The following is a 12,075-nucleotide window of genomic DNA, read 5'->3' as shown; positions in this document are numbered from 1 at the left end:
ATAAGGCTAAACTTTCAGCATTAATTTTAATGCCTCTTTTATATATGCGTCGGTTGTCAGGTCTTTATCTTTAAGGACTGGCATTGCCCGGTTAATTTCTTTATCAACATATCCCAGAGCTTTCAGTGCTTCCACGGCTTCATCAAGCTCTTTGTTTCCGGCTATTCGTTTATGCCCTGCTTCATTAACAGGATGGCCGTCATGATCCAGAAGGGATGGCATCCATTCCGGGAGTTTCCCTTTAAGATCCAGTATAATCTGACGGGCTGTCTTTTTTCCTACACCAGGGAACTTCACAAGAAACTTTTCGTCTTCCTCTTCAATTGCTGAAACAACACGTTCCGGCGCTCCGGCAGCAAGGATTGCCAAAGCACCTTTCGGGCCGATTCCCGATACCTGCAGAAGTTTTTCGAAAAGCCTTCTCTCTTCGCGGTTATGAAATCCGAATAATTTTAATGCATCTTCACGAACATGCTGGTATGTATACACAGTAACCGTGCTGCCTTCATGTTTTTGAAAGCTGAACGGGTTTGGACAATAAACAAGGTATCCGATGCCATTAACATCAAGGACAATATATTCTGTATCAATATAACTTAATCTTCCCGTAACAAATTCAATCACGAAATCTCTCCTCATGCGAACATATATTTCTATATTAGCATAAACAGGCGCAAAGAGGGAGGGATAAAAAACGAGAGGAAAGCAGTAAAAGTGTTTTGAAATTGGTTTTTACTAATAACAGTCGCTTTACTATTCCCGAGCTCTTTTTCTTTTGGATTATTTCAGAAGATCAAAAAAGACCACCTCCGCTTTCACTTCAGAGATGGCCGTTAGTTTACAGGTCTGTTTTTGCGTATTTTTCATACATCTGGATCACATCCAGATACTGATCCTTGGTAGACACAGGAATCCCTTTTTGAAGTTCACTTTGAGCCTGACTTTTTAATCGGTCTGTATGGATTTGAAAAAATGACTGAATGACCTCATTATCCTCAGGCCTGCCGTTGAAAATACTGAGGGTCCCTCCTTCTGAAAGTCCGAAGTAGCCATTCAGTTTAAGCAAAGGAGAGATATCATTCACTTCCTTTTTAAAAACAACCTGTTCTGCCGATTGACCAACAAGCTGCCAGTCACTATAGAAAGACCAGAAATCTTCCATGGACCAGATGACTTCTTCAACCGTTTCTTCACTTATTTCGCCATCGAGGTATTCCCTTTGCAATACAACTTCCATCGTTAACGGGCCTGTTACTTGATATGCCCCTGTATCGTCATTTTCTTCTTCAGCGACACTCTCAGGCTGGGAAATAAACAAAACAAGACATAATAAAGGTAAAAGAAACAGTATTGCTTTCTTTTTATGTAATTTTACCGGACCTACTGTAACAGCAAGCATGGCAATCCGCCTCCTTACAAACACCCGGTTCAGAGACAAATAAAGTCCCATCCCGTAGCTACACTTAGTGTTTCCCAGGATGAGAATGTTTATCCGTACTTTTATAGAATTTCAAGATTATGATACACACTTTGCACATCGTCATTGTCCTCAAGGGCCTCAACCAGGCTCAGGACCTCTTCTGCTTCTTCTTCAGTAAGGAAAGTCTTCACATTAGGCACCATTGCAATTTCAGATTCCAGGGGAGTGATATCCTTATTCATTAATGCTTCCATCACGTCATGATAGGCCTCCGGTTCAGTCAGTACTTCTACAAAACCGGGGTGCTCAACCACATCTTCTGCACCAGCTTCAATCGCATTAAGGGTTATCTGCTCACCCTTTTCGTCCCCTCTTGTTTCGATGACGAAGAAACCTTTTCTCTCAAACATAAAAGTCACACACCCGCTCTCACCAGGTCCCCCCCAATTTTTGTTAAAAGCAAAACGAACTTCTGCTGCTGTAGGGTTTTTGTTATCTGTGAGCCCTTCAATATAGACATCCACCCCGTGTCGAGCGTATCCCTCATATGTAATATCTTCATAAATGACACCATCAAGGTTACCAGTCGCTTTTTTATCGTTCGCTCAACGTTATCATTCGGCATATTAGCCGCTTTTGCTTTCGCTATCGCTGCTTTAAGCGATGCATTAACTGATGGATCATCACCGCCTTTTCGAAATGTTGTAAAGATCTCTCTCGATATTTGTGTGAATACCTTCCCCTTTTTCACATCCTGCCTTCCTTTTCTGTGCTTAAGTGGAATGTCCGGCCATCTTTTCCCCTTCTTAAACTAAAATCAATTATAGAATAAATTTCCAGAAGAGAAAACGCCTGGCAAATAAAGAGGCAGATCGCCTGAGCAACCTGCCTCAATCCAAATTATCGTGAACGTTCGAACGGTCGTTGAATGGCTCTGCCAAGATCTTGAACCATATCATTAAATGTAGCGCCGACTTCTTCAAATGGTTCTCCCGCTCTGAGACGGTCATCCATCGAACGAACCCGGTCCATCTGCTCCTGCTCTGTTACAACGTAGACGTCCATATCGTCGCCCATTTTAGAAACAAGCCTGCGGACTTTTTGTTCTGTTCTCTGGCTTTCACCACGTACGTCCAGACCAACGACAACATCATTGCCATTTACAATAACGCGGCAGTCTTCAACATTGTCCATGTCTTCTACACGGTTGGCAATGCGACGTGCTTTATGACCTTCTTCACCGTCATAGTAGCCTGAGTAGCGGTTACCTTGAGAAGCTTGTCCTTTTGTGGAATAACGCTGGTGATTGTCATAACCGCCGAATCGGTTGCCCGTTGCCTGGAATCGGTTAAGGATCCCGTTGTTATCGACCATGCCAGGTCTGTTGTTACCAACGATACCTCTTCCAGCGCCACGCACTGTATTACCGCGCATACCGAAGCCGGTATTTCGGTTACGGTTTAATCCAAGGTTTGTGTTACGGTCCACACCTCTGGCGCGGGTTTTGTAACCAGTCATTGGATTACCGTAGTTGGAAGCTCTTGTTCCATAACGCTCCGTTTCACGGCCACGGTTCATCCCATAGTTCTTATAACCATAGTTCTGACCGTAGTATGTGCCAGTCATACCTTGACGGCGGTTAAGGTAGCCTCCAGCATCCTGACCAGTTGTCCGGTTATTGTAACCTCTGGTGAAGAAGCCTTCCTGCTCACCCTCGTCATTCATATCACCATTACCGCCACAGCCTGTTAAACCTGCAACCAGCATGACAGCTGCGGTTAAGCTCATAAACCATTTCTTCATATTTTTAACCCTCCTTTCACCACTTAGGATGTGGCTCTGGAGGAAAAATGATTCTGTTAGTTAAAGGAAACAGCTCCTGTCTTACAAAGGACAAAGGCCTGGAATTATAAGGGATTTCATGAGGTGATTCGAAGAACAACAAGAATAAAAAGGCACCCATAGAGCATCCGCCTATGAGTACCTTTCTTCACATCTTATTGATTTTCATCTTCCTGACTCTTTTGATTCCAGCCCTGATAATAAGGTTGCTGGCCCATGTGGTATCGGTTCATCATACCGTAGCCATTGGCACCATACCAATTCGGATTCTGCATAAATTGCTGCATCTGTTGGGGCTGAAACTGCTGTTCAGTTAAGTCTCCATACATATGAGCCATGTCACCAGGCTGGTAAAGACCTGATGTATCCATATCATCTGTTTCAAAATCATCGTCATTCAAGAGGTCATCGTGATTCATCATCATGTTCTCATCCATCATCATATTCGGCATCATTTGCTGCCCCATTACCTGTGGCATCATTTGATTTGGCATCATCTGCTGGCCCATTACCTGTGGCATCATCATATTGGGCTGTGCCTGCATACCCATCACCTGTTGTGGCATCATACCATAGCCTCCCTGACATGCACACCCTGGCATAACAGGACTGATCGGATATGGATAACAGTGATGATGCGGCATCATTTGCTGGCCCATCACCTGTGGCATCATCTGATTTGGCTGTGCCTGCATACCCATCACCTGTTGCGGCATCATCTGATTCGGCTGTGCCTGCATACCCATCACCTGTTGTGGCATCATCTGATTTGGCTGTGCCTGCATACCCATCACCTGTTGCGGCATCATCTGATTCGGCTGTGCCTGCATACCCATCACCTGCTGAGGCATCATCTGATTTGGCTGTGCCTGCATACCCATCACCTGCTGAGGCATCATCTGATTTGGCTGTGCCTGCATACCCATCACCTGCTGAGGCATCATCTGATTTGGCTGTGCCTGTTTAGGAGCCTGCTGCCCTTTCACCTGTTGTGGGGCTGTTTTAGGTTGCTGTTTCGGCTGTTGTTTGGGCTGTTGTTTCGGCTGCATTTTTGGCTGCTGTTTGGGCGCTTGTTTTGGAGCTGCTTTTTTAGGCTCTTCTTTTGCAGCTGGAGCTGCTTTCTTCGGCTGTTCTTTAGGCTTAGGCATTTTCGGTGGTGCCGCTGCCTTCGGATATTCCTTTTTAGGTTCCTGCTTCTGCTTGTAAAAATTGAAATTCATCTTCTGTTGCAATTTATAAGCCGGTTGTTGCGGAGGTGCAGCCTTTGCTACCGGCGCTTCTTTTTCTTCCTTAATTGAAGGTGCTTTCTTTTGCGGGGCAACTGGTGCTTCTTTAGGTGCTTCTTTAGGAGCCTCCTTTGGAGCTACAGGTGCTTCCTTTGCTGCGACAGGCGCCTCCTTTGCTGCTCCTGCTATCGGCGCTTCTTTTGCAGCACCAGCAACTTTAGCCTGGACTCCACCTGAAGGAACTTTTATCTTCATTCCAGGCATAATGAGATCCGGATTTGACAGGTGACTATTTGCGGCTTTCAACTCCTCGAAGTTAACACCGTACTTTTGCGAAAGCTTCCAGAGTGTATCACCTTTTTGAACAATGTGTATTTTCACTTTCTGTGATCCCTCCCATACGTATTCATTACATCCTATGCAAGGATGGGCGAATGGTCACATCATCACCTTAACAACCGTACAGTCCTTTTCTTCACAATTTTATGATAAAAATACGGGATGTATAACCAGTGAATAGTATTGGAGTTCGTTGTTTTCGTATAATGCTCCTATTTTTCTTTTCTTATAAACACGAGTTCGCAGACCTATCCTTCGCTTTTTACAAGATGCCGGTAAGCCTACTCAAGCTCCTAAAGGACACTGAACAAGGCCATTATTAAAACAGCTTTGTTAAAGTGAGATATTGATTTGCGCTCATTCGCTCCAATCATCACTTTTATAAAATACTATGATTTTTTAATACAGCACTAAAGTGGCGACGTTATTTTCAACGAAGACTCTTTCAGTGCCCTTCTCCTAGTTGCGGGGTCTTATCTTATCTTACCTTGCCGTCCCCTCCCGCAGGAGCCTTCAGGTGTTATAGCTTCTTTATCCTTGGTGAAAACAGCGTTGAAATCAAATAAAAAAGAAGCTGTCCTTTAATAACCTAACAGGACAGCTTCCGCTTGCTTCGAGTCTTATGTTTTTTGCAGATAACAAGGGTAGCTCCCAAGAACTGATACTCCGCATCCAAGGGCTTCGATTTCCTTAATCGCACCCGGAAGAAGGATGTCGTCCAGTTCTTTTTCCACATCAATTATAAAGAAATAATTTCCGAGCCCCGTTTTCATTGGACGGGATTCAATTTTTGTCAGATTAAGCCGCCGCCAGGAAAATGCCGACAACACCTGATGAAGGGCTCCTGAATGGTCTTCCGGAAGCGTAATGACGAGGGTCGTCTTAATACCTGTTTGCGAACAAGTCCTTCCGATAGTGCGCTTCGTTGTGATTGTTTTTTCTGACAATGCTACAAAACGGGTATGGTTGTTTTGGTAATCATTAATTCGATTCTGTACTACATCCAACCGGTAAATGCCTGCTGCCCCTTTGTTGGCAATTGCTGCAACAGGTTCATCCGGGTGTTCACTTACGTACTTTGCCGCAGCAGCTGTTGAATCGATGTGCTCCACTTTTGCATCAGGCAGGTTTTTACGGATAAATAAATGACACTGCGCCACCGCATGTGGGTGTGAGAAAACTGTTGTAATCTCGTCTTGCCATGAAGAACTCCAGTCAGGGTGCACCATAAGATGCTGATCAATCGGTATTGTTAATTCTTTTATTATTTCGAGCTTTTGATAATGCAGGATATAATCAAGTGTTATATTTACGGACCCCTCAATGGTGTTTTCAAGAGGGACCACAGCAATATTTATTTGACCTTCTTTTGCAGCATCAATGCTGTCGGGAATGGTGGAGTACGGTTTATGCACGGCATCCGGAAAGAGTGTCTGGCTTGCCACATGAGAAAAAGACCCGGCAGGTCCTAAAAATCCAACGTTCATTGTCTGATGCCACCTTCTGTAATCTGATACTTAAGTTCCTGAGCCGATAACCTCGACTCTTTCTATATACTCAAGTGTTTCAATTCTGTATACCAGTCTGTTGATATTGGAGGTCATGGCAGCTGTTTCAATTGACAGGGTAAGGTTAGCGCGTCCCTGAAGAGGTATGGTCTGGTTAATCGTCAAAACGTTCCCACCTTCTTCTGCAATAATGGCCAGAAGTTTTGAGAGGGCACCGGACTGGTCCTCAAGATGGATGGAAAGGGTGACGATCTTTTCTTTTACCATCGCATGAAATGGAAAAATACCATCTTTATATTTGTAATAAGCACTTCTGCTCATGTCAAGGAGCTCTGCCGCTTCACTCACATTTTCTACTTTACCGCTCTCCAGAAGTTTTTTTGCCTCGACCGTCTTCAGCATCGCTTCTGAAAGCATATCTTCCCTTACTAAATAAAAATGATCTGTTTTTCGTTTCACCAAGATCACCACCTTCATGCTCTCTGATGTAATATTCTTTATTATAATGGCCTTTGTCCTGAAAAAGAAAGAGTAAAAATGAATTTGGATGAACCAGTTTTTCAAGAATTGCCGGTTGGATAAGCTTTGTTAATGTGCTGTCCTCCCTACCAGTGAAGTACAATTTCCCGTTTCCCAGCAGGTCGGATGGTTTGAGGGGACGTTATGGAGAGTTTAAGTAAATTTTTGGAGAGTTGGGACGGGTTTACGGAGAACTTTCCACGGGTTATGCAGACTCTTGGACGATATAAAGAGAATACACTATATTCCGGCCCCGCCATCACCTCCTCGATCTAGAAACATCCTCTGTCAAGAGAACACCCTCAATTGTGCGGGGACAGACCCCCGAACTTTCCTCTTTCGTCCCAACACATCTCTTTGGATAAAGAAAAGGGCCTGCAGTCTGCAGCCCTTTTGTATAAAACGTTATTCAACAAATTCAAACTCATAGCGAAGAATACGTACTGTATCTCCGTTTTCAGCACCTTTCTCCCTCAATGCATCATCAATTCCCATGTGACGCATTTTACGTGCGAATCGGCGAACGGAATCGTCACGGTTAAAGTCCGTCATCTTAAAGGCCATTTCAATGTCTGCCCCTTCTATGATGAAGGCACCATCGTCATCACGACTGATCGTAAACGGTGCTTCTTTCTTCTCGAACTTATAAAGAACGCGCTGTTCTTTTTCCTCCTCATCATAAAGAGGGAACTCATCGGTTGTCTCAATTTTATCAGCGATTGCATGCAGAAGATCTCTAAGCCCCTTCTTCGTTACTGCTGAAATCGGGAAGATTTGAACGTCTTCTTCTACTTTTTCACGAAACGCTTCCAGGTGCTCTTCTGCTTCAGGAATATCCATTTTGTTTGCCACAATAATCTGCGGGCGCTCTGTGAGCCTCATTTTATACTGCTTAAGCTCTTCATTAATGGTCAGGTAATCCTCATAAGGATCCCTTCCTTCAAGTCCTGACATATCAATGACATGAACGATTACCCTTGTCCGCTCAATATGACGAAGAAATTGATGACCCAGTCCCACGCCTGAGTGGGCACCTTCAATCAAACCAGGAAGGTCGGCCATAACAAACCCGCGTGAATCTTCTGTTTCAACTACACCCAGGTTCGGTGCAAGTGTTGTGAAATGGTAATCTGCAATTTTCGGTTTAGCAGCCGAAACCACACTTAACAGCGTACTCTTCCCGACACTTGGAAATCCGACTAACCCTGCATCTGCCAGCACTTTCAACTCAAGGGTCAGGTTACACTCTTCCCCAGGCTGTCCGTTTTCAGCATGCTCAGGTGCCGGGTTTGCCGGTGTGGCAAAACGGGAGTTCCCTCTTCCGCCCCGTCCGCCTTTGACGACCACATGCTTTTGTCCTTCCTCTGTCAAATCAGCAATAACTTTTCCTGTATCCTGATCTACTACAGTTGTTCCAGGAGGAACACGGACAACCATTTCTTTTCCGCCTTTACCGTGCTGGTTTTTCGGACGGCCATTTTCTCCTCGTTCTGCTTTAAAATGCCTTTGATATCTAAAATCCATCAGCGTACGAAGACCCTCGTCTACGACAAAGACCACATCTGCACCTCGGCCTCCATCACCACCTGCAGGGCCGCCATCCGGAATATACTTCTCACGACGGTAAGCCACGATCCCATTCCCGCCGTCTCCTGCTTTTACATAAATATTAACCTTATCTACAAACATTCTGCTTCACCTCTAATTGTTCAAAGCCGCTCTTCAATAATAAAATGGAGTCTGATGAAACATTCTTCCTGTCCCATTGCCACCTCTTCTATCTCCACTTGTTCCCCGGGGCCGACTGCCTGCTCCAGGTCACTGATCGAAACTGATCCAGTAATCAGTTTACCCTGAAAATCAAACTCAATTACAGGAACTCCCTCTGCCTCATTTATGACAAAAAGAAGGTGGTTGTCCGCACCAGCATAGCAATGGTGGTCAAACCACTCTAAAAGACGTTCTGTAACATGAAGGATTTCCATTTCCTTAGTATCAAGATGACAAGAATCCGTTATCACTTCAAAACTCAGGCGGAAATTGTGAGCCTCCCAATTAAACGTGAGCAGTCGCTCTGCGAGAAGGCCTCCATTAATATTAGATAACTTGCTTTCATTTTTAGCCTGCTGAATAATTTCATCAAGTAACACTTCTACACGCTCTGTTTTCCCAAGAGCAAGGTTTCCTTTTATCAGTTGCAAATGATTCAGCCAGTCGTGCCTGTAATGCCTTAAAAGGTCGACCGGGTCCCAATCTTTATTCACAAAAACAACACTCCTACTGAAGCGTGATCAATCTGTTATATCCTTTTCTAGCAAGACTACATTTTATCATAGCATATCATTTTTTAAAAAACACGCTTTTTCCAGATTCTCAGCCGTAGGGAAGACAGATTTCAAAAGTGGTTTTTTCTTTGCCGGATACACATTGGAGTGTCCCGCCATGCTTTTCAATTATCTGCTTACACACACTCAGCCCCAGACCCTTTCCTAATTCTTTCGTGCTTACGAAAGGATCAAAGATCGTTTCCAAAAGGTAGTCGGGTATTTTCGGACCGTTGTTCTCGATGTAGATTTTATTGAGATTATCCTCCAATTGCCCTCTGATAAAGATTGTCCGTTCATGATTGACATACATGAGGGCATCCACTGCATTATGAATGATTTTCATTACAGCGAGCCTCAGTTGTTCTTCCGATCCCTTTGTAATTAACGTATCGGATATTTCAAGTGTCAGTCTGATATCGTTTTCAGAACAAACTGGTCTGAAAGCTTCAGTTACTGATAATAACAGGTGATGAAACCAGATTGTTTCTGACAGTTCATCCTGGTGATTTTTTGTATTGGACAGCATGAGAAATTGATTTACATTCTCCTCAAGTCCTTCAATTTCGTGATTGATATAGTCAATGTATGCTTTTTCATGCAAGTCTTCAGGCATTCTTCTCTCCAGAAGCTGCACGAATCCTTTAATAGACGTCAATGGATTACGGAATTCGTGGGCAAAACTGGTGGAAATTCTTCCGAGTATCTCCATCCTGTCTTCTTCTAGAGAATGCAGGAGTTCTTCTTTCTTTTTTAATTGAATATTACTCAGGTGAGCCGAATGGAGGCACGTCTGTTTTTGAATTAACAGGAAGAATTCGTTGAGCCGCAGCAGCGCTTCATTCTTTTCACTTTTTTCAATGGGCAGTGCTTTTATATATTCCGCAACAACAAATCTGGTCTCATCGAATGAATTAAGAAACTCTTCAAAGTTTACACCTTTGTCTTCACGGAATTTTGCTACATCCCGCCCGCAGGCAGTGAGATTGTCGTCTGAGATTCCATCTAAAAACTCCATCATAGTGTCAAAAAGTTCTGATAATTTTTCTTTTACCCGTTTGTCCTGAGCATGCCGGTAATAAGGTAGTTTTACTAACACAGACTTTAAAATACTTCTCTTCTCTTCAGCCAGCAACAAGACAACTGTTTTTGTTTTTGTGCATTTTGTGTCCATGACTATTCCCCTTATTTTTTTTACCTTTACTAAGTATAAGGGATATTACTTTACTTGTCCCACTGAATTTACCGACAAATCAAATCCCTCTTCCCCATATTCCGCGGTCACATCTGTCATTTCGACATATTTTGACACCTGTTGTCAGGTAAGGATCTATGCATGTTCAACTTGAAACCAAATCATAATAGGAGTGTTACTTTGAGTTACTCCATTGTTGCAGAAACGTAAAAATAAAATGGTGGTTTTTCCCTTAGACGGAACGGCTATATTTAATAAGTAACCTTAATTTCCAAGGAGGCTCTGAACAATGTCTGAAAAAATGATCTACGGTAATACACCCTGCTTTTTAGGTGCAAAAAACCTCGTAAAATCTCCTGAATCTGTTAAAGACGTTGACGCCATCGTTTATGGTGTTCCCTGGGAAGGAGCTGTCACCTGGGGGGATTATACGGGGTGTGAACTCGGCCCCAAAGTAATGAGGCTCTCCTCCGGCAGGTACAGCGGATACCTCCCGGAACTCGATCACATTGATGTGTTTGAACATGTGACACTCGGTGACATGGGTGATGTTGCAGTCACACCTGCCGAGCCGGAGGATACGAAAAATAAAATCAAAGAGTTTGCCAAAAAAATCTGGAGTACAGGTGCATTTCCTATTGCACTCGGCGGTGACCACGGCATTACCTATCCGATTATTGAAGCGCTTACCGAGTCAGCCGGCAAGAAGGTCGGCATCATACACCTTGATGCCCATTATGACAACAACGAACATTCTGTGGGCGACCCCTACGGACGCGGGTCACCTTTTTACAGGTTATATGAAACGAAAGGCGTCCGTAACGAAAGCCTTGTACACCTCGGTATACACGGGCCGAGAAACAAAGCAGAAAACGGGAGGCTTGCAAAAGAAGTCGGAGCCACCACTCTCACTGTAAATGATGTCCGTGAGGCAGAAGACCTGCGGAAATTCGCAAACGAAGTGTATGACATTGCTGCAAAAGAAACCGATGTCGTTTATTTGAGCATCTGCAGTGATGTCCTCGACCACGCCTTTAATCCGGGCGGGCCGGCAGATGGCAACGGGCTCACATCCTATGAACTCCTGACAATCATTTACGAAGTATGCAAACGTGGTGTTGGCGGCATGGACTTTGTTGAGGTTTATCCTCAGCAGGACGCAACAGATTTCAGCTCTCATTTCGCATCCTGGATTGTCCTTTATGCACTCGCAGGAAACATACACTTCAAAAAAATAACTAATTTTTTTCAAAAAAAGGTTTAGGCTTGTTTAAGCCGGGTATATAACTACCATAACTCCCCCACTTTCTCATATTTCCTCTCCCTGTAAGGAGCCGTACGCGTGTAGCGTACGGTATTTTTTTTGAACTGTATATTCGCTCTCGCTCATTCTCCGGTATTTACACCAGGAATCACTACCCACAATATGGTCCGAAATAATCATTGAATAGTCTGACTATCTCAGATAAACTGTTATCTAATATCACGTTAGCAGTCAACTGAATATCGTTTCTTTTTATCAAGAGAAGTGGAGGGATATGGCCCTGTGAAACTTCAACAACCTCAATCCTCAATGGAATTGAAAGGTGTTAAATCCATCGGAGAATGCTCCGGAAGATAGGAAGAGTTGAACAGTCGGGCGTATTCCCGTACTTACACAACCCTCTTCTTATTTGGAAGAGGGTTTTTTATTTTACTCGTA

12 protein-coding genes and 1 riboswitch are annotated in these 12,075 nt (G+C 43.8%); of the genes, 1 reads left to right on the top strand and 11 read right to left on the bottom strand.

All coding sequences use genetic code 11. The features are described 5' to 3' along the window. Positions 1-6: 6 nt before the first annotated feature. The 11 genes from ruvA to JSY36_RS18860 form a co-directional block, all read right to left on the bottom strand. Positions 7-624: a Holliday junction branch migration protein RuvA gene (gene ruvA, locus JSY36_RS18905; RefSeq protein ID WP_205167569.1), complete on the bottom strand. Its 618-nt coding sequence runs from the start codon at positions 622-624 to the stop codon at positions 7-9. Positions 625-838: 214 nt separating this feature from the next. Beyond that, a complete protein-coding gene (locus JSY36_RS18900) occupies positions 839-1,399 on the bottom strand; it encodes an intercompartmental signaling factor BofC (protein WP_205167568.1) in 561 nt (186 codons plus the stop codon). 101 nt (positions 1,400-1,500) lie between these two features. Further along, complete coding sequence (locus JSY36_RS18895) at positions 1,501-1,944, bottom strand: YebC/PmpR family DNA-binding transcriptional regulator (RefSeq protein WP_336511542.1); 444 nt, start codon at positions 1,942-1,944, stop codon at positions 1,501-1,503. Beyond that, complete coding sequence (locus JSY36_RS20885) at positions 1,836-2,171, bottom strand: transcriptional regulator family protein (protein ID WP_336511541.1); 336 nt, start codon at positions 2,169-2,171, stop codon at positions 1,836-1,838. Before JSY36_RS20885 ends, JSY36_RS18895 begins: the two co-directional genes overlap by 109 nt. A gap of 149 nt (positions 2,172-2,320) precedes the next feature. After that, positions 2,321-3,223 carry a YhcN/YlaJ family sporulation lipoprotein gene (locus JSY36_RS18890; protein ID WP_205167567.1) on the bottom strand — a complete coding sequence of 301 codons (903 nt, stop codon included), beginning with the start codon at positions 3,221-3,223 and terminating at the stop codon, positions 2,321-2,323. Between the two features lie 194 nt (positions 3,224-3,417). Continuing rightward, positions 3,418-4,869 (bottom strand): SafA/ExsA family spore coat assembly protein, encoded by a 1,452-nt coding sequence (gene safA, locus JSY36_RS18885; protein ID WP_205167566.1) that lies wholly within the window; start codon positions 4,867-4,869, stop codon positions 3,418-3,420. Between the two features lie 578 nt (positions 4,870-5,447). Further along, positions 5,448-6,314 (bottom strand): prephenate dehydratase, encoded by an 867-nt coding sequence (pheA, locus tag JSY36_RS18880; protein ID WP_205167565.1) that lies wholly within the window; start codon positions 6,312-6,314, stop codon positions 5,448-5,450. A 30-nt stretch (positions 6,315-6,344) separates the two neighbouring features. Further along, positions 6,345-6,812 (bottom strand): ACT domain-containing protein, encoded by a 468-nt coding sequence (locus JSY36_RS18875; RefSeq protein ID WP_419466053.1) that lies wholly within the window; start codon positions 6,810-6,812, stop codon positions 6,345-6,347. Positions 6,813-7,259: 447 nt separating this feature from the next. Continuing rightward, entirely contained in the window at positions 7,260-8,543 is a 1,284-nt protein-coding gene (obgE, locus tag JSY36_RS18870) for a GTPase ObgE (protein WP_205167564.1), read from the bottom strand. 20 nt (positions 8,544-8,563) lie between these two features. Then, positions 8,564-9,118 carry a Spo0B C-terminal domain-containing protein gene (locus tag JSY36_RS20880; protein ID WP_205167563.1) on the bottom strand — a complete coding sequence of 185 codons (555 nt, stop codon included), beginning with the start codon at positions 9,116-9,118 and terminating at the stop codon, positions 8,564-8,566. 109 nt (positions 9,119-9,227) lie between these two features. Then, positions 9,228-10,352, bottom strand: coding sequence for a sensor histidine kinase (locus tag JSY36_RS18860; protein WP_205167562.1), 1,125 nt, complete (start codon positions 10,350-10,352; stop codon positions 9,228-9,230). 310 nt (positions 10,353-10,662) lie between these two features. Between JSY36_RS18860 and JSY36_RS18855 the strand changes: the two genes are divergently transcribed. Beyond that, positions 10,663-11,637, top strand: coding sequence for an agmatinase family protein (locus JSY36_RS18855; protein WP_205167561.1), 975 nt, complete (start codon positions 10,663-10,665; stop codon positions 11,635-11,637). A 249-nt stretch (positions 11,638-11,886) separates the two neighbouring features. After that, positions 11,887-11,997: riboswitch (SAM riboswitch) on the top strand. Positions 11,998-12,075: the final 78 nt, after the last annotated feature.

This window comes from Alteribacter salitolerans (assembly GCF_016901055.1).
GTDB classification, from domain to species: domain Bacteria; phylum Bacillota; class Bacilli; order Bacillales; family Salisediminibacteriaceae; genus Alteribacter; species Alteribacter keqinensis.
This window is presented reverse-complemented; position numbering and strand designations above follow the sequence as displayed.

Coding starts and splice junctions, on each gene's coding strand:
- JSY36_RS18900 (WP_205167568.1), bottom strand. CDS start 1,399: ATGCTTGCTGTTACAGTAGGTCCGGTAAAATTACATAAAAAGAAAGCA.
- JSY36_RS18890 (WP_205167567.1), bottom strand. CDS start 3,223: ATGAAGAAATGGTTTATGAGCTTAACCGCAGCTGTCATGCTGGTTGCA.
- pheA (WP_205167565.1), bottom strand. CDS start 6,314: ATGAACGTTGGATTTTTAGGACCTGCCGGGTCTTTTTCTCATGTGGCA.
- JSY36_RS18875 (WP_419466053.1), bottom strand. CDS start 6,812: ATGAAGGTGGTGATCTTGGTGAAACGAAAAACAGATCATTTTTATTTA.
- obgE (WP_205167564.1), bottom strand. CDS start 8,543: ATGTTTGTAGATAAGGTTAATATTTATGTAAAAGCAGGAGACGGCGGG.
- JSY36_RS18860 (WP_205167562.1), bottom strand. CDS start 10,352: ATGGACACAAAATGCACAAAAACAAAAACAGTTGTCTTGTTGCTGGCT.
- JSY36_RS18855 (WP_205167561.1), top strand. CDS start 10,663: ATGTCTGAAAAAATGATCTACGGTAATACACCCTGCTTTTTAGGTGCA.